The organism is cf. Phormidesmis sp. LEGE 11477 (assembly GCF_015207105.1).
In the GTDB taxonomy this organism is placed as follows: domain Bacteria; phylum Cyanobacteriota; class Cyanobacteriia; order Phormidesmidales; family Phormidesmidaceae; genus Phormidesmis.
In genome coordinates this window covers 1-21,412 of the sequence record NZ_JADEXO010000109.1, presented here as the reverse complement: position 1 = coordinate 21,412, position 21,412 = coordinate 1, and the positions used below count along the sequence as shown (strand labels likewise).

Genomic DNA, 21,412 nt, shown 5'->3' with positions numbered 1-21,412 from the left:
TTCTTACCGACTCTGTAGGAGGCAATTTATGAATAAAAAAACGCTAATCTCTTTACAGCTATCTGATGCTGAGCTTGAGCTATTGAATCGTCTGAGTGAGACTAAGGGCATGAGCAAGTCAGCTGTTATTCGACAGGCTTTGCGGCTTTCGGGACTCATTGAAAGTCGGGTAGAGTCAGGTGAAAAGTTCTATTTTGAGTCAAAAGATAAGGAAAAGTCTGAGCTTGTATTGATGTGATGCTGAGTGTGAGGGGGTGTAGTTGAGACTTCGGTTTTCTGTTCTAGAGTGCGCTAGTGGGCAACCTGTGCCTGCGGTACTGACAGAGATGTCTGAAAGGCATTTGGCTGATTATGAGACTTTCTGGAAGGAACGGCTTCGGCAGGGGGATGAAGATGCACACTGAGACTGGAAGCGAAAGTACGAGTTTGCTGAGCTTCAACCTAGCTATGAGAAATATGCAGTTGAGGTTGAAGACATCGCACAAGGTTTGATGTTTATCGAGCTAGATATGCATCGCTCTAGGCTTGATACTGAAAAGAACATTGTGTATGTGGAATACCTAGCAACGGCTCCTTGGAACAGATCGTCTTCGTCGGTGCCTACTTCGTCTCTGCCTACCTACAGAGGTGTCGGCTCTGGGCTGTTGAGCTATGCTATACACCGTAGTGTAGAGCTTGAATACAAGGGTAGATTAGGACTACATGCGCTGCCAAGGGCTAAGCCTTTTTATACGCGATTTGGAATGCAAAAGTTTGGTCGCGATGTGGATAAGTACGATCTTGAATATTTTGAGCTAGATAGCGATGTAGGACTGAGTATTCGAGATAGGTTTATGAGTGGGGCAAGTGAGGGTTAGCTAGTTTTGCTGTATTGAAGGGAGAGAAGAGGGCATGGCTGAAAAAAATTGGTTAGAGTGGGCGGTTTCGATGGAGGAAGCGGCTGGTTGCGATGTTGAAGCAGGGCCGGACGTTGGCCGACTCTTGATTGGATATATTAATCAGCTAGAGGGCGGGGTGACTTATGAGAAACTGTTGACTTTTTTGAAAGGAGAGCTGGAAGACGTTCTACCTGTGGAAGAGATTGAGACCATTGCGAACAGTACTCTGGAGGATGTATCGCAGCGGGTACGAGACAGAGGGTCTAACCTTAGAATTGCATAGATTGAAATGCCTTTAGATTCTGGTTCTGAGAAAGTCACTAACCTGAGCGAAGCCAAATCTGTGAGGAGAGATGGCGCTGTAGACGATAGACCTATTACGGAGAGCAAGCTAGTAGAATTGTTCGATCAGTTTATTCCGCCTTTGAGCGGTCAGATTGAAGCGCTGAGTGGAAAGGTCACTCGTTTGGAGAATAGCATCAGCCTAATGCAGACGCAGTTCGAGGCTGTCAGAAACGGTGATGCTGGAGATGCTGCTTTGCACGTTACTGCTGACGAATCAGCGGCTGTAGACATTGCGTCTATGCAAGCCAAGATTCACAAGGAGGATTGGTATATATACACAACCAGTCATTTGGCTGAGAAATTAGAGATAAGTATCAATGAGGCCGTGAAGCTTATCAAGCAGTGTTCGTTGAAGGGAGACCCGAAGTATCATACCGGCATCTCTACTGGAAGGTGCGAGACTAGCATCGCCCACAAATATTCAGAGGCTGCTTTCGTTCGGCTAGGTCAGGCACTAAAACTAGGTAGACCGAAGCTATAGCTTTGCTAGTGCCTGCTGAAGGTCGCTGATGATTTCGATGGCTTCTTTTACTTCGTTGTTATAGATGCTGACAACACGTGAGTGGCTAAGTGTAGAGAGCAAGTTAGTATTACTGAGCTGGCTCGGCGTAATTCAGCAAAAGCCTGACGATGCGGCCCATGCGGCGATGCCAGTTGGGATGAGTGCTGCTGAAATTTGCATCCAGAAGTAGATATCCCTGTAGACAGCCCAGGTCTGATATTTCACTGGTTTTACAAAGATCTAGATTTTCTAGCTGGCGATGCGCTAGCTCATCTATGAGGGTTTCTTCAACGAATTTCAGATAGAGGGGATAGGCGCTCGTTCGACAGATATAGGCTTTGTTAAATCCGCAGAGTGCGAGTGTCAGTTCGTCTGTGTGATCTGCTAGATACTTCAGAACTGCTGTTGTTACTTGAGGATGCTGGAGAGAAAAGAAATCATCAACACAGATGATGCCGTCAGGGCCCAGGAGTTTATTAGAAAGCTCTAAATCGCCAAGGACAGCGGCAGCGCTGTGGTCACCATCGATATGAAGCCAGCGGAACGTTTTGTCGCTAGTAGCATAGCGAGGTGTGTAAACAAAATCGCTGGACTTGATCGGATAGAACTCACAGCGACAGACCCGGTTGCTAGATTCTATAGCCGTTTTTGCGGCTTCATTGAGGTAGGGTTCGATGAATACGCAGCTCTCGTTAGACCTTGTGTGCAACATTTGCAAAAACGCAGATTTGCCTTGCCATACGCCTATCTCTAGTAAGTCGCCACAGATCTTAGATTTTGTCTGAAAAGATAGAAGCGTGTCCCAAATTCCAATAGAAGTCTGGTTGAACCATCCGGGTGTAGAAGCATAGGCTGCTTGATATTCCTGAAGCTTCTGGATTTCTGAGGCCATATCTGATGGAAAGATTGCTTTTCCTAAGGGAGTTCGGCATCGGCGGATATCGCCTCACGATCTCGCCGTATAATTCCTAAGCATAGCCGCATTATGAATTGGGAGAGCAGGATGAATCTTACTTTTGCACCTTTGTTTACATTGATCTATGGCATCTTGGCGATCGCAGGTGGCGCTATTGGATACAAGCAAGCAGGCAGTCAGGTCTCTCTTATTTCCGGTTTCATCAGCGGCCTACTGCTGTTGATTGCGGCCTATCTGCTCTATGGCAGAAGTCAGGCAGGTCCATTGTTGGCAGGCGTTGTTAGTTTGGTTCTGGTCATTGTTTTTATTATTCGACTGATCAAAACCCGTAAATTTATGCCTGCTGGACTAATGATCATTATGGGCGTGATCAATTTGATCTCTCTTTCAACCCTGTTTACTGCAGTTTAGACAATGTGGTTTGGCGGCTTTGGTTTAGCGGCTTTGGTTTAGCGATCGCACTTCAACTTCGCTCAACCAAAGTGCGTAGTTGAGCAGGCTCACAGTTAAGCCTTCTGAGAGTGCCAGAACTAATAGCAAGTTTGCCACGATAGGACAAAGCTCTACACCTTACGGCTCTCTACTAGTGACTATGTCTTCCGATCTCAGCGCTTTGATTACGCCAGCTTCTGTCCAAGATATCGCTGTTAATCGGCAGGCATCTCCAAAAGAATCTGTTCAAACGGGCAAAGCTCAGGAAGATAAAGTTCAAAAGGCTGATTCGCACTCGAACGGTCAGCGCTCTAGCGAACAGGTTACAAAGGCTCGCCTGTGGAAGCCTCGTCAGGTGCTGTTTACCCCTGCCGCGTTAGAAGAAGCTTGGGGACAGCAGATCTATCAAAGGGTGAGTGGCTTGGGTCTACCGATCACAAAGCTTAAAAGTAACCGCATTACCGGACTGCGCGGCAAAGACGAGCGCGAAACCTATGCCAGGGCCAAGCAAACGATGGCCGTAGTTACTGCGCCGCCAGGACAGTTCAAGCTACAGCCGATTCCGCCGTCTGCTGACTGGCAGTTTCATCTTGCAGAAGGCTGTCCGGCTCACTGCCAATATTGCTATTTGGCTAGCAGTCTTTCGGGGCCGCCTGCGATTCGCGTCTATGCCAACCTGCCAGCTATCTTAGAAAATACCGATCGCTTTATCAAAGAAGAGAGTGCGTCTACCAGCTTTGAAGTGAGCTGCTATACCGATCCGCTCAGCCTAGAGCATTTGACGGGCAGCTTAGGTGAGTGCATTCGCTATTTTGGCACGCAGCCCCGTAAGAATTTGCGTTGGGTGTCGAAGTTCAACAACGTTGAGCCGCTGCTGGATATAGAGCACAATGGTCGAACTCGCTGCCGAGTGAGTATCAATGCCGATCCGGTATCGAAGGGGTTTGAAGGGGGAACGGCTAGCGTACGCGATCGCATTCAGGCATTGAGAACTTTAGCGCTACCCAAAGCCCAAGGCGGCGGTGGCTACCCTGTCGGCTTCGTGATTGCGCCGATTATGGCCTTTGAAGGCTGGCAAGATAGCTATGCTCAGCTATTTGAAGAGATTGCGACTGCTTTGGACTTTGAATGCGATTTAACCTTCGAGCTGATCACTCACCGATTCACTGCCAAGTCGAAGCAGGTGCTAAACGAATGGTATCCTAACAGCGAGCTAGATATGCAAATGGACTCGCGGACTACGAAGCGCAACAAGTTCGGTGGCATTAAGTATGTCTACGATAAAGAGACTACCCAAGCACTGCGAAAGTTCTTTGAAAAGAGAATAAATCAGACTTTTGCTAACGCGCGGATCTTGTATTGGACATAGATTGATACGAATAGAGTCCTGTAGATAGAGACTTGCAATTGAATGTAGCTATTGGCGTCTGACTGCGTTCAAGCCACGCAGCCCGTCCGGTTGAAAGATTGCGGTGCCGTCTTGATCGAACACATCAAGTTTTTGCGGAATTTATGAACTTTTAGCTGATGGTTCTAACAGAGAACACCTATACGGATGACCATCAAAAATTTCGCTGCTAGTTTGGTAAGAGGAGCATCAGTAAATCTACTAGCGTCTTCAGTTTAGGGCGTTAGGTACAACTTTTTGGAAATAGCCTAGTCAGAGCGGCATCTTTAGCACCAACAGGAATCGTATGAAGTCTGATGCAGCAGGCAGTTGTTCTGCTGTACGGCTTTGTTGGAACGCCATATCTACCGGAAAATCGATCATGCCATATCCTTTGTTAGAAGACTATAAAAGCAAAAAAGCTTGCCCCGAATGTAAAGAACACAAGCTAATTACTAACGACTTTGAGAAAGCAGAAGACAGCTTTATTTACTATCACTGTCTGGGTTGCAACAATCAGTTTTCTGAGTACGGTGCTCAGAAAAAGTCAGGTAGGCAAAAAGCAAAAAGCGGAAAGGGCAGCCTGCGCGAGCCTTCTTTGAGTAACGGTGTGTCTATATTGTTTTTGATTCTGGCAACTATCTTGCTAATCAACGTCATTACTCGAAACGAAGAGCGAAGAGACGACCCTCAGCGCGTTTCCTTCTATCCTGTACAGCTAGAGTCCAACAGATAGAATCAAGCAGCTCGCTCGCTAGGATCATCATCGAAGTGTTGCTTCTGACTCTTGATTAGATCAGGGCTGCTGCGAATCTGTGACTTCGTCTGTTGCTTCCTCTTCGGCTACTAGCCATTCAGAAGTGGGACGTTCGATTGCATTGATAATTCCGCCTGAAACAAGGTGGATTTCGAGGTCGCTGGATTCTTCAGTTTCTACTGAGTCGGCGATTTCTGTTTCTTGTTCGCTACCGTCAGCATTTATCTGCTCTTCGTTGAGGTCAATGACCTGTATATAGCGCTGGTCGCCGCCGAAGTCTGAATCTCCTACTAAGATCTGATAGGTGCTTTTTTCTTCAGAGACATCTGATTCTAGGGTGATGGTGGCGGTTGGATTGTCGAGGCCAAAATCTACTAGGCTGCGGCTGTCAACGTTGATGACGCGGTTGGATGAGCGAGTGAGCTGACTGAGGAGAAAGGCGATCGCACCCTCTTCTGCCACTTGTTCTTCTGGGGTACTCATTTGCCAAACGCCTGACTCATCTTTAACAAAAGTCAGATCGCTCTGGTCGGGGCGGCTCAAGGTAAACTGCGCGATCGCACTCTCTTCAAATGGCAGCAGCGGCTTTCCTTGGGCCTCACCTGCACCTGCTTCGGTACTGGGATCGCGACTGGTGCGATCGCTGTTTTCAAAGAGTAGAACACCGCCGCCAAGCGCGATCGCAACTACCAACAACAACAGCGTTCCGCGATTCAACATAGTGGGTTTCTCCTTCTAGTAGTTAGCTTCTCCTTATGCCTGCTATCGACGCCTTAGCCACAGCGTACCAGCGCCGACTAGGCCCGCTAGCGGCAGCCCGATCAGCGCTAGTACTGTCAACAAGATTTGCTGCTGCACTGTCATATTCAGCCGTCTGTTGGTCACCTCTTTGGGTCGGATCTCCAGCGTCGGATTCTCTATCTTGCTCAGCCAGCTCACCGCATTCAAAAACACATCGCCATTAAGCTGCTGATCGAACAATCCATCGGTAGCAAAGCTAGAATTACCAATTACCACCATTCGCGCCTCGTCCGGGCCAGAAAGGGCTACGCCTAGGGCAAACGGGCCTTCTGGTGGGCGATTGGGGTCGATCGATAGCTCAGCGTCATTTGATAGTGCCTGCGTATGGCTGTTTTGATTGGTAAACAACAAAGGATCTGCTTCTATGTTGGCCACTTCGCTAATCTGCAAGGGTCTGGCCACCGGAAAAAAGGATCGACCCTGGTCAAAGGCTTCTGTAATCGGATGATCGCCGTAGTCGGTCACCAGCGGCGCTGCGGGCCCGAGCCCCACTAGCTGACCGCCGTCGGAGGTGTCTATTACCACTGTCTCTTCTGGCACGACGCCCCACTGATTCATCAGCGCTTCTAAACCTGTCTCTACCCTTGGATCGACCATCACCAGCAGACTGCCACCCGACTCTAAATAGTCTTGCAAGATGATCACTTCAGTCTCGAACAGCGCTTGCTGCGGTCCGGCGACGATCACCACGTCTGCGTCTTCTGGTATGCGATCGCTCTCGGCCAAGTTCAGCGGTGCGACGGTAAAGTTTTCACTTGCTAATCGACTAGCGGCCTCAAACAAACCGGGCCTCGACCCGTCGATTGCATACTCATCGTGTCCCTGGAGAAAGTAGGCCGTGGCCGTTTCGTTTTGACTGAGCTGCGCCAGTTTGTTGGTCAGCTGCCTTTCACTGAGCCGCTCTTGCAAATCGACTGTTTGCACCAAAAGCGCCTGGTTGTCAGTGTCTTCTAAAGTTTCTTCAGTCGGCTGTGCTTGATCGGGTTCTGCTTGACCGGGTTCTGCTTGAGCTGGTTCCGCTTGGACATAGACTTCACCTTCTGCGGTGACGCCTAGGGCCTGAGCTTGCTCTGGATTGGCAAAAGGATCGATGTACTCGTAGCTCAGATCGCTGTTGTAGCGGCGGTAGTTTTCCAGTAGCTGCTGGTCGCGCAGGTCCGCATTCGAGCTGAAGATTAGAACCTGGGTGGGGGTTTCTAGATTTCGGACGACTTCTTGGGAGACTGGTGAGAGCGTTAGAAGCTGGCCATCGGTGAGATCAATGCGACTGTCATAGCGAGCGCCGATGAAGTTGATGATGCCTAAAATCACCAGCACAGACAGCACAGAAACCGCTGCATTAGTGCCCGCCTGCGTAGAACGGCGCTGCCAGAACCCTAACTTGAAAACGCCGAAATCACCCGCCGCGATACTAGCGACTAGCAACAGCAGACCCACAACCAGCAGCGCTACGGCAACGAGCGTCCAGTTGTTTAACAGACCGACGACAATGCCTGCTGTTGTCAGCGCAATACCTGGCCAGATGAGATGCTTAAGCAAGCCCTGAATATTTTTCATAAGAAACTACTCAATAAGAGTTAGGACCAAAAAATTAAGATCGCTGAAACCGCAGCGTATCAATTGATTGAGCGGTCAGATATAGCCCCAAAACAATATAGGAAAGAAAAAGAATCAAACCGCTGGTGTCAAATATCCCTTCGGTAAAGTCGGTGAAATGGGTCAATAGAGAAAGGTGGCCTATTGACTGGCCAAACGGTCCAGGAAGGGCAGTAGCGATCGCATCAACCACCCATAGCAGCAGCACCACACCGAAGGTCATCACTGCTGCTAGCACCGTACTGTCCGATAAAGAAGAAATAAACATTCCTAGCGCTAGCGTACTGGCCCCTAGCAATAGCAGCCCGCCATGCCCCAACAAAAACAAAGACAGCGGAAACGCCGGATCGCTAGCGCTAAACGCAATCAGCTCTAGCCCCATCAGCGGCACCAGCATAGCGCTATAAAAGGTCACCACGCCTAGCAGCTTGCCAAGCGCCACTACCCAGTTGGTCAAAGGAGAGGTGGCCAGCAGCTCTAACGTGCCTTGCTTTCGCTCTTCGGCATATAGGCCCATCGACAGCATCGGCAGCACAAACATCGATAGCGAGCCCAGCAGACCAAGATATAGCTTCAAAAACTCGTACGGCACGTCATACGTCTGTCCTAGCCCTAGCTGATCGGAGGCGCTGACTTGGGCAATAATGCCTTGGGGCGATAGTAATAAGACAATCAAAAACAGCCCGCTGATCAGCCAGAACACGACTGCAATCACGTAGGCAAACGGCGAGTTGAAATAGCTCTGTAGCTCTCGTCGATAGATAGCCAGCAGATTTCCGATGAATGTTTTCATAACAGCTCTTCCTTCGTAGTATCAGTCGGGTCAGCGGGTTCCGTCTGCTCTGCTGCTGGCGCTGTTTCTGGGACTGCTGCTGGCGCTGCTGCTGGCACTGTTTCCCCTGTTTCTCGCGCGGTTTCTTGCATAGTCAAATTAATAAATACATCTTCTAAGCTCGCTCGATGGCGACTAAGTTCAAATAGTCCTAGGCCCTGCTCGACGACTTGAGCGGCGATCGCACTGCCGACATCATCCGCCTCGGTGGTGACCTGAAAGCGTGAATGCCCATCGGCTAGCCCGTCAGCTGCCCTCATCTCGACCTGCAACACTCCTGGCACCGAACGCAGCACCGCCAGTGCATTGTCTGTATCCCCGGCCACTTCCACCCAGTAGCCGCCTTTGCCCGTCAGCCGTTCGACCAGATGCTCAGGGCTGTCAGTAGCGATGATTTCACCTTGATTGATGATGGTGATGCGATCGCACGTCATACTCACTTCCGGCAGAATATGCGTCGATAAAATAATCGTGTGTTCCCCGGCTAGGCTCTTGATTAGATTTCGCACATCGATAATTTGCTTTGGGTCTAGGCCCACTGTCGGCTCATCAAGCACAATAACGGGCGGATTATGCACGATTGCCTGGGCAATACCGACTCGCTGTCTGAAGCCTTTAGACAGCTTGCGAATCATCACCTTTCGCTTTTCTTCTAGATTGCAGCGAACGATAGCTGACGTGACTTTGGCGGTGCGATCGCCCGCGCTCACGCCCTTGATCCGCGCCACAAAGTGCAAAAAGCTCTCCACCGTCATCTCTGGATACAGTGGCGGCGTCTCTGGCAGATAGCCAATTCGCTGACGCACCGCCATCGACTCAGCGTGAACATCTTTCCCGGCTACCCTGGCCGTCCCTGCCGTTGCCGGTAGATAGCCTGTCAAGATCCGCATAGTCGTCGTCTTGCCCGCGCCGTTCGGACCCAAGAAGCCCAAAATCTCACCCGGCTCTACCGCAAAGGTGACATCCTTGATTGCCAGCGTCGATCCGTATGCCTTACTTAGTCCCTCGACCTCAATCATCGGCCTTCCCCCAACCGCTCTAGTCTTAACCGCTCTAGTCTTAACCGCTCTAAACTAGAGACAGCTACTTCATAGACAAGGCATGTTAGCACCTACCCGATTAAACTAACCGCCCCAGTCAACCACTTCAGTCAACCACTTTCCTACCTGCTCTGCCGTGCCCAAACAGAAATTTCCCCACCTGCTTGGTTCCAAGTGGACTGCCCAGCAAAAAACCCTTGGCTGGCGACACTTTCACGTCGTCAATCGCAAAAATCAAGATCGGCTCGTCTTTGCTGAACTGGTAGCCGCCTGCGATCCTAGCGTTCGCTTTTGGATCAACGCTAAAGTTTTAAAAAATCGCTCCCTATGGGCGGCGGGCTGGCAAACTTTACACGAAATTGATGAGATCGCCGCTGACTATACAGGCGCGCCTCATCGGCTAGACTCGCTTGATGAATAACCCTTTTCTATCTCAGCATCGTAACGACGTCGTAACACTCAAGAGAGATCGTACTAATATAGAGAAGGCTACTAGCTGCTTTTTTGCACTTCTATGACTTCACCGTCCGTTCCGCCAGAAGATACCAACTTGCTAAAGGCAGTTTTGCCGCCGCTTTTGGACGATTTTCAGCATTGGTTTGGTCGGACAGTCACCCTGCTCGAAGAACAAACTCTCAGCTTCTTGAGTCCAGCGGAACAGGCCGACCTCCTTGCTAGAGTCCGATCCGCTCAAAAACAGGTCAGTGCTTCCCAGACGCTATGCTCTATCACTGACAGCCAGGTAGGGGTTGAAATGAAAGTTGTCATGACCTGGCACAAGCTAGTCAACGAATGTTGGAGCGTTGCCGTGCGCTATCGCCGAGAGCAAGCTAGTCAGGCCAAGTCCACTCAAGACCCGACCGATCAGCATCAAACTAGTCGACAGGACTAGCCGATCACGTTAGCCATTCAAGCTAACTATTCATAGTCAAACTACAGCCAAGACATTACAGCTGAGCCATTATGGTTAAGACGACATAATTCAGCAATCACAGTTCAGCAGTCACAGCCAAGTAGCCGCAGCCCCGTAGCCAAAGGCCCAACCAGCGAATCTATTCATCAGCCTAACCATTTGCCCTTCCTCTTAGACCCATGCTCCACCTGCTATACGTTCTTGCCTTCACTGTTCTAGCGGTCCTTGCCGTATCTAACATGATTCGCAACATGGTCAGGCTCGGCACCGAAGTGCGCCAGCCCGTACAGAGCGCAAAATCCGATCGTCCCGTTCCTCATCCTGAAATGCTCAACGACAGCGGCGATGTGATCAATGAGCCATTACTGGTGATGCGCTCTATTTCTATCAAGGACGCGCGCGATCAGTTAAATGCACTGTACGAATCTTCTGGCGGCTCTGCTAGCGGCAGTGAAGAGCCCCCTACTGAAGATGTCTAGTATCAACAAATGCAGCCTGTTGTATGATTTGGGCTTGTGAATTGCTTGAGTAATGCAGCGAAAGATTTTAACCCTGATCCACAAAGAGACCAGCATTCCGGGGCTAATAGGGCAAAAGCTGGAGTCTATGGGCTATCAGCTCGATATTCGTGCGCCCGTTCTCGGCGATCTGTTGCCCCAATCTATCGACGACTACGCTGGCATGCTGGTCTTTGGCGGCCCGATGAGCGTCAATGACAATGAGGCGTATCTACACCAAGAAATAGAATGGATTCGCCGGGCGCTAGCAGCAGAGCTACCGTATTTGGGCATCTGTCTGGGGGCGCAGCTGCTGGCCAAGGTGCTAGGCGCAACGGTAGGGCCGCATGCGGCAGCGGTCGAAGAGATTGGTTACTATCCAATCTATGCAACTGAAGCAGGGCGATCGCACTTCCCTGACAAAATGATGGTCTACCACTGGCACACAGAAGGCTTTGAGCTACCTGATGGCGCGGTGCTAATAGCCACAGGTGATGATTTTCACCAGGCTTTTCGGTGGGGCCGCCACGCCTACGGCCTGCAGTTTCATCCAGAAATCACCGCTGATATGGTTGATTTTTGGAGCACGAACGGCGCGGAGCTAATCGGCGCACCCAACACCCAGACCAAGCAGCAGCAAATAGACAATCACCGACATCACAGCCAAAGCGTTGATCGCTGGTTGGAAACTTTTTTAAACAATTGGCTCTCATCCGTGCCCGAACCCGCATGATTGAGGGGCTGTGTTTAGTAATCAATAGATGAGCGGCATCCGAATAAAGAATCCTACGGTTAGATCCCTCGTTAAAAACCTAGGGGGCTGGCTGTTTGTAGTGGCACTTTCGATCACGCTTCTCTTCCAAGCCTGTGGAGCCCAGACAAGCGGCCAATCGAATGGTGCCGATGGTGTCACCGACGGATCTAGCCGCGAGGCCGCTACCGAAACGACTGCCACAGACCCCCTCGCCAATGAACATGAAGGCGACAAACCCACGGCCACGCCGATTGCCATGGCTGAGCCCACCGTTCCAGTCACGGGCCAGGCCGTTACCTACGCCGAGATTGAGGGCCAAGCCATCACTGGCTATCTGGCTCAGCCGAGCGAGCCTACTAGCGATGCGCTTCCCGGCATTCTGACGATTCATGAATGGTGGGGACTCAACGAGAATATCGAAGCCATGACTCGTCGGCTTGCTGGTGAAGGCTATACCGCTCTAGCCTTGGACTTGTACAACGATCAGGTGGCCACCGATCCTCAATCCGCCCGAGAATTACTGCGATCGGTTATGGATAACCCCGGCCCAGCGCAGGATAATATCCTTCAGGCTGCCAGCTTCTTAGAAACCGAATACAACGCGCCTACCCTGGGATCTATTGGCTGGTGCTTTGGCGGCACTTGGTCTTTGCGTACGGGGCTTTTGCTTTCGTCCGACCTCGATGCCATGGCTATCTATTACGGACAGCTCATTCTGGCCCCCGAAGCGCTAGATGCACTCGATATGCCAATCATCGGCTTTTTTGGTGAAGAAGACAGCTCTATTCCTGTCACAGATGTTCAAAACTTTGAATCAACCTTAGAGAACATAGGTAAAACTGCTGACATCAATTTGTATCCTGGCGTGGGTCATGCCTTTGCCAACCCCTCTGGCCAAAACTACAATGCCGATGCTGCGGCAGACGCTTGGGAGAAAACAGTTGCTTTTTTCAACACTCACCTCAAAACTTAGACCTTGCTCTCTTTGAATCCCTAAAGATGACTCTCTAAAGGCATAGCCTAGACGGTTACAGCGTCCTTTTAACCGATAGCTGATAGCCGATAGCTAGTATCAGTTAACTCATATGAATAAATCGGGCATCATCCGATATATCAACTTTTTGTGTTGATGCCTAGTACGCGAATTTTAGCCTCTAAACACAAACTATTTAACCCTTGGAGAAAAACCACCCGATGAGTAACCTCACCCTCACAACCCTAGAAGGCGTTCCCGGTAGAGAAATCGTTGAGCACTATGGCCTAGTCCAAGGCAGTACTATCCGCGCCAAGCACGTCGGCAAAGATATTCTCGCTGGCTTTAAAAACATTGTCGGTGGTGAACTCAAAGGCTACACCGAGCTACTGCAAGAATCTCGAAAAGAATCGATCGAACGGATGGTAATGCAAGCAGAACAGCTAGGCGCGAACGCTGTAGTGAATATTCGCTTTGCTACCTCTTCTATTGCCCCTGGTGCCGCAGAACTTTTTGCCTATGGCACCGCTGTTCGAGTGAAGTAGCCCGAGCCAGAGAGATTTTCCAGTAAATTTGAGTCAGGTAATGCCGAATTGGTCACACGACTCTAACAAAACAAACTGCAACTATTAAGGGAAAGACATTTATGGAGCTGTTAGTTCCGCTGATTTTGATAGGCGTTGGCTTTTTTGTAGGCCGACATTTTGAGGCCAAGCACTATGCCTCTATCAGAGATAGAGAAAAGAAAACGCTTCACGTACCGATGATGAATTTTGGCGCTAAACAAGATCTGCCGTACGCTCACGATGCTCAACTGTTTGTGGGCAGTGTGGTTGTTGCTAATGACTATTTCAAAACGATTTCTGCGGGGTTGCGTAATCTAGTCGGTGGCCGGGTAGTGGTGTATGAAAGCCTAGTGGATCGCGGTCGCCGCGAAGCGTTGCTGCGGATGAAAGAAGAAGCCATTGAGTGGGGCGCTTCTCAGATCGTTAACGTTCGATTTGAAACCTCTAGCATTGGCGGCAAATCACGCGATCAGGGGCTGTCCGCAGTTGAGATTATGGCATATGGAACTGCAATCCGATAGGGCTATCAAGGCTATACGATAGGCGTTTCTATGAAGTTCGTTCCCAAAGAAATTACCAAAGAAGTCAATGTCACGCCGGTTCATCCGCTGGTGAATCTGGCGTATCTGCTAGGAACGGTGACGTTGGCAGGTATCGTCATCTATGTTGTCCTGGGGCTAATAGCGAGCCAGCTAGTCAAGCGAATCGGCATAGAAACCGAAGAACAAATTGGAGCGAGTCTAGTTAACTCTTTGCCCAATAGAATAGACACTGGCGACAGTCGACTGGAGTATTTGCAAGATCTGACCAGTTCACTTCAAGACAATCTATCGCAGACCGAGATAGCTGTTGTTGAGTATCCGCCTGTCAAGATTAGTATCTTGGATATGCCTGAAGAAAATGCAATGGTAACAGCTGGGAGCCATTTGATGGTTACCGAAGGGTTGCTCGATCAGGTGGAAAGTGAAAACGAACTGGCTTTTGTTTTAGCTCACGAGCTAGGTCATTTGCACAACCGCGATCCGCTCGATGCCCTAGGGCGATCGCTGGTCTTGATGACCGTCAGTGGCCTACTAGGCGTGGGGCAAGGGCCGAACTCTGTGCTGGTGCCCAATGTGCTAAATCTGACAGAGCAAGGTCACAGCAGAACTCAAGAAACGATGGCCGATGAATACGCGATCGCGCTGATGATGGCTCGCTACGATCATGGCGGTCACAGTCTAGACTTCTTCAGACGCCTACAGTCAGAAGAGTTTGATCTAGGCGTTTTGAGTCCGGTCGCCGAATGGCAACAGACCCACCCGCTGACAGATAACCGCATTGAAAGATTAGAATCTATTGCCGAAGCAAGCGACTGGCCGCTGACAGGTAACCCAACCTCTCTCCCAGAAGGCATTGAGTGCGCCAACTTTGAAGCGCCCTGCTAAGAGCTACGAATACTAGATATTGAGATTGGACATTGAACTGGGAGTGATGCTAGAGAGCAACTATGATGCGAATAGTACGAGGAACCTAGAGCGTTGGAGATTTGTACGGCAGAAGAATATCTGACCTCAGAAGTAGAGTCTGAAGTTCGCCACGAGTTTCGCAACGGAGAGATTATTGAGATAGCAAGCGGTACGCCCACACACAATGAAATCACGGCAACCTTTTTTTTCTTACTCACATCTGCACTACGAAAGCACCCCTACAGCATCTTCGTCACCGATCAGCGTCTTTGGCTACCCGAGGTCAATCGCTACACCTATCCAGACGTGATGATAACGCCCCGTCCGCCAGCGCTACAGCCTAGTCGAAAAGACACGGTGATGAACCCTATTTTGATTGCAGAAACGCTTTCTGACTCTACAGAAGCTTATGACAGAGGAGATAAATTTACTTACTACCGTACGCTTGAATCGGTTCAGGAGTATGTGTTGATAGAGCAGTCCCGTCCGCACGTAGAGCACTACATCAAGCAGGGCGATCGCGAATGGCTGTTTAGAGACTACAGCGGACTAGAAAGCTGCTTTTTACTCTCATCTGTGAACGTAGAGACAGTTTTGGCAGACCTATACGAGGCGGTTGAATTCGATAGAACGTAAGTAAGTTCTCCATTTGATAGAAGGCAGGTGAGGATTAGGTGCTATCTAGAATAATTTTTCTGAAGTATGCAGCTCATAGGACTTGTACACTTCAAATTATCAACAGACATGCATTTTAGAGGAGGCTAGTTTGATGTTGAAAAGCTATGAAGCAGTTTATGAAAATGGCCAGGTAAAATGGCTTGGCGAACAGCCACTTGTCACTTCTGCTCGAATTATCGTAACGGTATTGGAAGAGCCTTCACCGAAGATAGCCGTGTCCCGGTCGATAAAGCGTCGTTCTCCGCCTGCCTCTATAGCTGGAAAGGGAAAAACGGTGGGTGATATCGTGAGCCCTATTGTCCCAGCAGAGGATTGGGAGTGTCTGAAGTAATTTTGCTCGATACGCATATTTGGTTTTGGTGGATAGCTCAAGAATTCGATCGATTTCCAGCGCATTGGCAAGATGAGATTGACGTGGCTAGGCGGGTATGCATGTCTCCAGTGTCCTGTTACGAAGTTGCACTGGCAAACAGCAAGGGAAGATTAGAGCTACCTTGCTCCGCAGATGAGTGGCTTCAAGAAGCGCTAGCGCCCGCAGGCGTGGAATTATTGCCTCTAACAGCGGATGTAGCCTTTAGAGCAGTTTCGCTTTCACCTGTTCACAAAGATCCTTTTGATCGCATGATTATTGCAACAGCGCTAAGCTACAGCTCGAAGCCAGCGAGCGTAGACAAACTATTCTCTCAATATGAAGCGCTAGAAGGCTGTTTGATGACTTAGTGGTTTTCTAGAATTTGCTGGCCTTGATTAGTCCTTCCTAATCTTGATCAGAAATGAATCTTATTCAGGAAAACCGAGAGACTGTCATCTGTTCTATCAGCTCGTCGGGCGAATGGTTTAGCTGCTGAGCGTAGCGCTGGGCGACTGGCGGCACTAGGGCAAAAGGCCCCGTAAAGCCGCTGAAAAGGTGAAGGCCGTCGATGCCAGGGACTGGGCCAAGTAAAGGTAGGTTGTCTTGGGTGAAGGTGACTAAGCAGTGTCGCCAGATGCCAGGGACGTTTTTGAGTTTGGGTAAGGGGCGGGCGATCGCATCTCTGATCGCTTTTTCACTCTCACTTGCGTCTGCTGGTGGAACAAAGGCCGTGTGAAACCGACTGATTTGCCCAATGCGAGCGGTTTTGTCTCGAAACTGAATGACGCCTGCTTCTAGGACGGGGGGCATTACCTGATGATTCGGCTTTTGCCATTCAGATGGATCGGGCGATGCGGATTCTGAGTCAGTACGGGCATTGTTTGCGGGCATGATCAGCGATCGCACCTCAAAATCTAAAGGCGCTGTCTCTACAATCTCCGCATGTGTAAAATACAGCGGCACCTGCACGCCTACCGCACTCAATAGCTGCAAACTATACGCACCTGCCGAGACAATTACCCTTTTGGCCGCGTACGCCTGCGCCTCAGTGGTTACCCCTGTCACGGTATCTCCAATTCGGACTAACCCGGTTGCTGCCGAAAGATTGTGATGACCGCCCAACTGTCGAAAGGCGGCGTTGTATCCTGCTACGAGCAATATAGGATCAACGTGCGCGTGCCGAGTCGTAAAGGCTCCCTCAATCGCCTCTGTGTTTAGCTGCGGCTCAATCTCACCAGCAGTTTTAGCATCGATAAACTGCGGCGGTGTACGCATCGCTGCGTAGCTTGCTTTCACAGCTGCGATATCTGCGCCCTTGGCAACTGTAAGCAACAGATCTAGCTCTCGCAGTTGAGTATCTGCGCCTAGCTCATCCGGCAGTTCCCGATGTCGAACAATGCCTGCTCGAAAGATCGTTTCTGTGAGTTCTGTTGTTCCTGCCCAGTAGCCGATGCCGCCATAGCTGTATCGCGTTCCACTGTCTGGGCTGCCCTCATCTATCAGTAGAACAGACTGTTTCACCTTTGCGAGTTCATAGCTAAGGGCCGCGCCTGCTAAGCCATTGCCGATAACAATATTGTCGTAAGTCTGCATCAAAGAGAAGTATGAACGATGAAGTATGAGCGATGAATGAACAGAGCTTACGGATGAATTTGCGAGAGAATCATGCGTAGGCGATCATAGTCGTCTTTTAGTAGTAGGCTGACCATGCGGCCCGCTTTTACTAGCCAGTCGCGATCTAGCTCACGAAGGGTGTACACTTCTCGAACTGAGGCTGCTACTAGGCTTTCAGTTGGTACGCCACTGACTTGCAACAATGTTCGCAGCCAGTCGAGCTCTTCTGTAAACCGAACAATTTCTGCCGGTTCGCATCGCTGCACTGCTTGGTGTACCTGTGGCGGACGTGGCGGCAAATGCTGGTAGTACCGATTGCCTAGCTCCATTTCGCCCTCTCGCCTGCGACTAGCCTGCATCGGCACAAATCCTACGATTGCCACTCGAAACTCTGTTTTGAGCATGGCAAAGATCTGCGGCTGCTGCTCTCGCAAATCATCTAGGGACATGCCCAAAGCCCTAGCCCGATGCACTGAGTCTAGCGGGCTTGTCGTCGCGTGATAGACCACGCCGTAGATCTGGTTAGCCGCTTCTTCGTCATAGGCTTTCACCCAGCTACCAAAAGGCGGCATCGCTGGAAAGCTCAAGTCTTCAGGCTCTAAGCACTGGGCTAGAAACTCAGTTGTGCTAGTCTCAATCACCTCAGCAATATGATCAGGACGACGCTGGGTGGTGTCAAACTGCGGTAGCGGCAGACGCATGATTTATTTCTTCCCACGCTTGGGCTTGACGACTTCTAGATCAGAGGTTTTGAAGGTGACTAGCTTGTCCCAGTTGCCGCCTTCAAACAGAACGGCAATTTTACCGTCAGTGACACGCTGTACCTGCCCTTCAAACCCGTAATAGGTGTCGTCAGCATTGGTTACTCGAACAGGAGATCCCGGAAAAATCATCATGGCTCGCTCGCATCCTCATATTGGGCGCTTGTTATCCTTTACATAGCTTACAGGGCTGGTTTTAGAATGCAAGTTCCTTTTGATAGCTTCCTCGTTTTTAGCTGTGCTAATAGCTTCTGATAGAAGCGCCTCTAACCTAACTGTCGAAGGCTCAAAATCTCCTTACGCGATCACGACAATGAGAAAATGGGTAGAGCATCCTGCTGCTAGTATTGTGCTATCAGCGATGAATGTTGGTCTAGTCGTGAAATGCGCTAACGCACAGTAGTAAAACTATTCTTGGCAGAAGAATCATGCGTCTTCTGTGATGTTATGGAATCGTTAGAGGTTATCAAAACTCGAATCGGTCGGATAAAGCCTACCCTTCAGCGCGACTATCACATCGTTGAACTTGGCATTTTTGGCTCTTACGTACGCGGCGAACAAACTGCAGCTAGTGACGTAGATATCCTGGTGGAGTTCGATCCTAGCTTTAAGTTTGGCCTCTTCACGTACTGCCACATAGAAAACTACATCAGCGATACATTAGGCAAAGAAGTCGATTTGGTTATGAAAAGATCTCTAAAGCCTTATATTGGCAAAAGTATATTGCAAGAAGTCGTCTACTTATGGTCAAGCGAGACATCCGCGACTATCTCAATGACATCTTGACCCACATTGATTTGGCCTGTAGCTTTGTCGAAGGCATGACATTCGAGGAGTTTGAGAACGACGATAAGACTATGCTTGCTCTCACTCGCGCTCTCGAAATTATCGGAGAGGCGACTAAGCAGATTCCGTTAACAATACGCCAACAATATCCGAGAATACTCTGGAAAGATATCGCTGGCATGCGAGACAAAATAGCGCATGTCTATTTCGGCATCAGTCTTGAAGTTGTCTGGAGTACTATCCACGAAGATTTGCCAAAACTAAGGCCAGTGATTCAAGCCATCTTAGATAAGATACAAGCCTCCGAAGAGATTTTTTAGGTCATTACTTTGTCTCTGTCCAAAAGGTATCGACAAAAATGATTATTGACTATTTGTATAACGGGGCTAATGTTTTCGCACTGCCTTTTTGGGTGCTGATGGTGATTTTGCCAGGCTGGTCGGTGACTCGGCGGGTGATGGGGTCTGTGTGGCCGTTTGTGCCTTTGGCATTGGCATACATCTACTGCTTTGCAAATAGCTTAAATCCCGAATCTATAGAGGCGTTTGCAAACCCTACACTGAGCGCGCTAGCGGGGCTGTTTGCCGATGAGCGGGTGATGGCGACAGGCTGGATTCACTTTATCGTGATGGATTTGTTTGTGGGGCGCTGGATTTATTGGCAGGGGCAGGAAAAGGGCATCTGGACAAGGCATTCTCTGGCACTGTGTCTGTTTGCCGGGCCGATTGGACTGCTATCGCACTTAGTGACTGCTCAGCTACAGGAAAGGGTGTTTGGCCTAGCTGAAGGTGACAGGGCTGAAATGGTGAGTGACTAGATCTAGCTATCTGCTGAACTGGCAGCGCTTTTTCTGCTAATCTACTCGCCATCGCTCATAATGACGTGTTGTAGGTTACACAAGCAGCCATGATTGCCACATTCTTCAATGGACAGTTTTCTAGACGATGGTTCCTTAGGATAGGGCGCTATGTTGGTCTGTTTAGCCTTTGTCTGGGGTTGGTGGTGGGCTGCGACGGTAGCCAAAGCGAAACTCAGATTGAGCCTTCTGGCGATCGCGTCTCTATCGGCACTACGCTCAGCGCCCGCACGCTCGATCCGGCGGATTCGTACGAAATTTTCCCCGGTATTTTGCTCTACAACATGGGCGATCGCCTCTATACCTATGCGCCGGGCACCACTGATTTGGTTCCTCAGCTCGCGACCGAACTACCGAGCATTAGCGACGATGGGCTGACCTACATCATTCCCTTGCGCGACGATGTCACCTTGCACGACGGCACGCCTTTCACTGCCGAAGTGATGGCATTTTCTATCGAGCGATTCATGGAAAATGGCGGTCGCCCGGCTTCGCTCCTCGCTAGCAAAATCGATTCGGTCGCCTCTGCCAATGGCGATCTAGAAATTGTGCTTCAGCAACCTTTTGCCGCATTTCCGGCGCTGCTGACCTTTTCGGGGGTGACGCCTGTTTCTCCTGAAGTCTACGAAGTCGGAGCGGGTGAATTCAATCCCAATACATTTGTCGGCTCTGGCCCGTACAAGCTGGCCTCGTTTAGTAGCGATGTGATCAAGCTAGATGTTAACGAAGACTATTGGGGAGAGCAGCCTGCTAACGAGGGTATCGATATTCAGGTGTTCACTAGCGCGGTGAATCTGTACAACACTTTTACATCAGGCGGGCTAGACATAGCCTATCAGACCCTCGATCCTGACCAGATTTCTCAGCTAGAAGAAGACGCACCTGATAATAACTGGCAGGTAATAGAGGCGGGCTCTACGGTGGTGAACTATCTATCGCTCAATCAAAAGATTGCGCCGTTTGATGATTTGAATGTGCGTAAAGCAGTGGCCTCAATGATCGATCGTCAGCTGATTAGCGATCGCGCTTTCAAAGGCCAGGCCGAACCGCTCTACAGCCTGATTCCGAAAAGCTTCTCTGTTTATGAACCCGTCTTTGAAGCAGCCTACGGCGACGGTAATTTTGACGAAGCGAGAACGTATCTAGAAGCGGCGGGCATCACCGAAGCTAATCCGCTGGCGTTTGAAATCTGGTATCCTTCGGCCTCCACTCCTAGACAGGTCGCCGCCCAAACGATCAAGCAGTCGGTCGAGCAGGCACTACCAGGTCTGGTGAACGTCACCGTTAGCACCGCTGAATCCGCTACCCTCTGGGAAAACGTAGAAAGCGGTGCATACAACAGCGTGCTCTCCAACTGGTACGCCGACTACTTCGATCCAGAGAACTTCGTTCAGCCTTTTTTGACCTGCGACGAAGGCTCTGCCGAGACGCTCTGCACAGTCGGCTCTACTCAGGCTAACGGCTCTTTTTACTACAGTGACCAGGCCAACCAGCTTGTGGCCGCTCAAAATGCCGAGCAAGATCCTACTCAGCGAGATGCTATCTTCTCTGATCTTCAGCAGCTAATGGTTGACGACGTTCCCTACGTGCCGCTCTGGCAAACCAAAGACTACGTATTTACCACCGCCGATGTCAGCAACGTTGCTATCGAACCCAATCAGCAATTTCTACTTTGGCAAATCGACAAAAACAGCGGCGAAACAGCCTCAGAATAGAGACTGTCTCTTA

Annotated in this window: 30 protein-coding genes; 22 read left to right on the top strand and 8 right to left on the bottom strand. The window is 50.0% G+C overall.

Annotated features, from left to right (window positions below; translation table 11 throughout):
* The 4 genes from IQ256_RS23005 to IQ256_RS22990 all read left to right on the top strand — a co-directional run.
* A partial coding sequence (locus IQ256_RS23005; protein ID WP_228025189.1) for a CopG family transcriptional regulator occupies nucleotides 1-238 on the top strand: 238 nt, incomplete at its 5' end.
* 253 nt (nucleotides 239-491) lie between these two features.
* Nucleotides 492-857 (top strand): GNAT family N-acetyltransferase, encoded by a 366-nt coding sequence (locus tag IQ256_RS23000; RefSeq protein WP_193858031.1) that lies wholly within the window; start codon nucleotides 492-494, stop codon nucleotides 855-857.
* A 34-nt stretch (nucleotides 858-891) separates the two neighbouring features.
* Nucleotides 892-1,161 (top strand): hypothetical protein, encoded by a 270-nt coding sequence (locus IQ256_RS22995; protein WP_193858030.1) that lies wholly within the window; start codon nucleotides 892-894, stop codon nucleotides 1,159-1,161.
* A gap of 6 nt (nucleotides 1,162-1,167) precedes the next feature.
* Nucleotides 1,168-1,704 (top strand): hypothetical protein, encoded by a 537-nt coding sequence (locus tag IQ256_RS22990; RefSeq protein ID WP_193858029.1) that lies wholly within the window; start codon nucleotides 1,168-1,170, stop codon nucleotides 1,702-1,704.
* A gap of 109 nt (nucleotides 1,705-1,813) precedes the next feature.
* On the opposite strand, the gene IQ256_RS22985 is transcribed toward IQ256_RS22990, so the two are convergent.
* Nucleotides 1,814-2,617: a class I SAM-dependent methyltransferase gene (locus tag IQ256_RS22985; RefSeq protein ID WP_193858028.1), complete on the bottom strand. Its 804-nt coding sequence runs from the start codon at nucleotides 2,615-2,617 to the stop codon at nucleotides 1,814-1,816.
* 111 nt (nucleotides 2,618-2,728) lie between these two features.
* Here IQ256_RS22985 and IQ256_RS22980 point away from each other — a divergent pair, with 111 nt between their 5' ends.
* From IQ256_RS22980 to IQ256_RS22970, 3 genes are all read left to right on the top strand, one after another.
* Nucleotides 2,729-3,052 carry a TMEM14 family protein gene (locus tag IQ256_RS22980; RefSeq protein WP_193858027.1) on the top strand — a complete coding sequence of 108 codons (324 nt, stop codon included), beginning with the start codon at nucleotides 2,729-2,731 and terminating at the stop codon, nucleotides 3,050-3,052.
* Between the two features lie 181 nt (nucleotides 3,053-3,233).
* On the top strand, nucleotides 3,234-4,442 hold the full coding sequence (locus IQ256_RS22975) for a spore photoproduct lyase family protein (RefSeq protein WP_228025188.1): 1,209 nt from the start codon (nucleotides 3,234-3,236) through the stop codon (nucleotides 4,440-4,442).
* Between the two features lie 400 nt (nucleotides 4,443-4,842).
* Nucleotides 4,843-5,196, top strand: a complete 354-nt coding sequence (locus IQ256_RS22970) for a hypothetical protein (RefSeq protein WP_193858026.1) — start codon at nucleotides 4,843-4,845, stop codon at nucleotides 5,194-5,196.
* 60 nt (nucleotides 5,197-5,256) lie between these two features.
* On the opposite strand, the gene IQ256_RS22965 is transcribed toward IQ256_RS22970, so the two are convergent.
* Genes IQ256_RS22965 through IQ256_RS22950 form a run of 4 tightly spaced genes read right to left on the bottom strand, consistent with a single transcriptional unit; the run spans nucleotide 5,257 to nucleotide 9,465 of the window.
* The gene (locus IQ256_RS22965) at nucleotides 5,257-5,937 is read right to left on the bottom strand and encodes a DUF4340 domain-containing protein (protein WP_193858025.1); all 681 of its coding nucleotides are present in this window, start codon (nucleotides 5,935-5,937) and stop codon (nucleotides 5,257-5,259) included.
* A 42-nt stretch (nucleotides 5,938-5,979) separates the two neighbouring features.
* Nucleotides 5,980-7,575 carry a Gldg family protein gene (locus tag IQ256_RS22960; protein WP_193858024.1) on the bottom strand — a complete coding sequence of 532 codons (1,596 nt, stop codon included), beginning with the start codon at nucleotides 7,573-7,575 and terminating at the stop codon, nucleotides 5,980-5,982.
* 34 nt (nucleotides 7,576-7,609) lie between these two features.
* Nucleotides 7,610-8,407 carry an ABC transporter permease gene (locus IQ256_RS22955; RefSeq protein WP_193858023.1) on the bottom strand — a complete coding sequence of 266 codons (798 nt, stop codon included), beginning with the start codon at nucleotides 8,405-8,407 and terminating at the stop codon, nucleotides 7,610-7,612.
* Nucleotides 8,404-9,465: an ABC transporter ATP-binding protein gene (locus IQ256_RS22950; RefSeq protein WP_193858022.1), complete on the bottom strand. Its 1,062-nt coding sequence runs from the start codon at nucleotides 9,463-9,465 to the stop codon at nucleotides 8,404-8,406. Before IQ256_RS22950 ends, IQ256_RS22955 begins: the two co-directional genes overlap by 4 nt.
* A gap of 157 nt (nucleotides 9,466-9,622) precedes the next feature.
* Here IQ256_RS22950 and IQ256_RS22945 point away from each other — a divergent pair, with 157 nt between their 5' ends.
* From IQ256_RS22945 to IQ256_RS22895, 11 genes are all read left to right on the top strand, one after another.
* Nucleotides 9,623-9,907, top strand: coding sequence for a TIGR02450 family Trp-rich protein (locus IQ256_RS22945; protein ID WP_193858021.1), 285 nt, complete (start codon nucleotides 9,623-9,625; stop codon nucleotides 9,905-9,907).
* Between the two features lie 93 nt (nucleotides 9,908-10,000).
* Nucleotides 10,001-10,378: a DUF2605 domain-containing protein gene (locus IQ256_RS22940; protein WP_193858020.1), complete on the top strand. Its 378-nt coding sequence runs from the start codon at nucleotides 10,001-10,003 to the stop codon at nucleotides 10,376-10,378.
* Nucleotides 10,379-10,578: 200 nt separating this feature from the next.
* The gene (locus tag IQ256_RS22935) at nucleotides 10,579-10,878 is read left to right on the top strand and encodes a DUF2973 domain-containing protein (RefSeq protein WP_193858019.1); all 300 of its coding nucleotides are present in this window, start codon (nucleotides 10,579-10,581) and stop codon (nucleotides 10,876-10,878) included.
* A 52-nt stretch (nucleotides 10,879-10,930) separates the two neighbouring features.
* Entirely contained in the window at nucleotides 10,931-11,629 is a 699-nt protein-coding gene (locus IQ256_RS22930) for a gamma-glutamyl-gamma-aminobutyrate hydrolase family protein (protein ID WP_193858018.1), read from the top strand.
* Between the two features lie 28 nt (nucleotides 11,630-11,657).
* Nucleotides 11,658-12,623: a dienelactone hydrolase family protein gene (locus IQ256_RS22925; RefSeq protein ID WP_228025187.1), complete on the top strand. Its 966-nt coding sequence runs from the start codon at nucleotides 11,658-11,660 to the stop codon at nucleotides 12,621-12,623.
* A 221-nt stretch (nucleotides 12,624-12,844) separates the two neighbouring features.
* Nucleotides 12,845-13,168 (top strand): YbjQ family protein, encoded by a 324-nt coding sequence (locus IQ256_RS22920; RefSeq protein ID WP_193858017.1) that lies wholly within the window; start codon nucleotides 12,845-12,847, stop codon nucleotides 13,166-13,168.
* A gap of 101 nt (nucleotides 13,169-13,269) precedes the next feature.
* On the top strand, nucleotides 13,270-13,710 hold the full coding sequence (locus IQ256_RS22915) for a YbjQ family protein (RefSeq protein WP_193858016.1): 441 nt from the start codon (nucleotides 13,270-13,272) through the stop codon (nucleotides 13,708-13,710).
* Between the two features lie 30 nt (nucleotides 13,711-13,740).
* Complete coding sequence (locus tag IQ256_RS22910; RefSeq protein WP_193858015.1) at nucleotides 13,741-14,616, top strand: M48 family metallopeptidase; 876 nt, start codon at nucleotides 13,741-13,743, stop codon at nucleotides 14,614-14,616.
* 93 nt (nucleotides 14,617-14,709) lie between these two features.
* A complete protein-coding gene (locus IQ256_RS22905) occupies nucleotides 14,710-15,273 on the top strand; it encodes a Uma2 family endonuclease (RefSeq protein ID WP_193858014.1) in 564 nt (187 codons plus the stop codon).
* A 133-nt stretch (nucleotides 15,274-15,406) separates the two neighbouring features.
* Complete coding sequence (locus tag IQ256_RS22900; protein WP_193858013.1) at nucleotides 15,407-15,646, top strand: hypothetical protein; 240 nt, start codon at nucleotides 15,407-15,409, stop codon at nucleotides 15,644-15,646.
* Nucleotides 15,634-16,035 carry a PIN domain-containing protein gene (locus tag IQ256_RS22895; RefSeq protein ID WP_193858012.1) on the top strand — a complete coding sequence of 134 codons (402 nt, stop codon included), beginning with the start codon at nucleotides 15,634-15,636 and terminating at the stop codon, nucleotides 16,033-16,035. The genes IQ256_RS22900 and IQ256_RS22895 overlap by 13 nt, the downstream gene beginning before the upstream one ends.
* A gap of 64 nt (nucleotides 16,036-16,099) precedes the next feature.
* Here the strand turns inward: IQ256_RS22895 and IQ256_RS22890 are convergent, their stop codons facing one another.
* From IQ256_RS22890 to IQ256_RS22880, 3 genes are read right to left on the bottom strand one after another with little or no spacing between them, the layout of a single operon-like run.
* The gene (locus IQ256_RS22890; RefSeq protein WP_193858011.1) at nucleotides 16,100-17,260 is read right to left on the bottom strand and encodes an FAD-binding oxidoreductase; all 1,161 of its coding nucleotides are present in this window, start codon (nucleotides 17,258-17,260) and stop codon (nucleotides 16,100-16,102) included.
* Between the two features lie 47 nt (nucleotides 17,261-17,307).
* Nucleotides 17,308-17,982: an HAS-barrel domain-containing protein gene (locus IQ256_RS22885; protein ID WP_193858010.1), complete on the bottom strand. Its 675-nt coding sequence runs from the start codon at nucleotides 17,980-17,982 to the stop codon at nucleotides 17,308-17,310.
* Nucleotides 17,983-17,985: 3 nt separating this feature from the next.
* Complete coding sequence (locus IQ256_RS22880; RefSeq protein ID WP_370623526.1) at nucleotides 17,986-18,177, bottom strand: NAD(P)H dehydrogenase subunit NdhS; 192 nt, start codon at nucleotides 18,175-18,177, stop codon at nucleotides 17,986-17,988.
* A gap of 312 nt (nucleotides 18,178-18,489) precedes the next feature.
* Here IQ256_RS22880 and IQ256_RS22875 point away from each other — a divergent pair, with 312 nt between their 5' ends.
* The 4 genes from IQ256_RS22875 (at nucleotide 18,490) to IQ256_RS22860 (ending at nucleotide 21,399) form a co-directional block, all read left to right on the top strand.
* Nucleotides 18,490-18,828 carry a nucleotidyltransferase family protein gene (locus tag IQ256_RS22875; protein ID WP_193858009.1) on the top strand — a complete coding sequence of 113 codons (339 nt, stop codon included), beginning with the start codon at nucleotides 18,490-18,492 and terminating at the stop codon, nucleotides 18,826-18,828.
* Nucleotides 18,786-19,148 carry a DUF86 domain-containing protein gene (locus IQ256_RS22870; RefSeq protein WP_193858008.1) on the top strand — a complete coding sequence of 121 codons (363 nt, stop codon included), beginning with the start codon at nucleotides 18,786-18,788 and terminating at the stop codon, nucleotides 19,146-19,148. The genes IQ256_RS22875 and IQ256_RS22870 overlap by 43 nt, the downstream gene beginning before the upstream one ends.
* Before the next feature lie 38 nt (nucleotides 19,149-19,186).
* A complete protein-coding gene (locus tag IQ256_RS22865; protein ID WP_193858007.1) occupies nucleotides 19,187-19,645 on the top strand; it encodes an ABA4-like family protein in 459 nt (152 codons plus the stop codon).
* 89 nt (nucleotides 19,646-19,734) lie between these two features.
* Nucleotides 19,735-21,399 (top strand): ABC transporter substrate-binding protein, encoded by a 1,665-nt coding sequence (locus IQ256_RS22860; protein ID WP_193858006.1) that lies wholly within the window; start codon nucleotides 19,735-19,737, stop codon nucleotides 21,397-21,399.
* The last annotated feature ends 13 nt before the right edge of the window (nucleotides 21,400-21,412 follow it).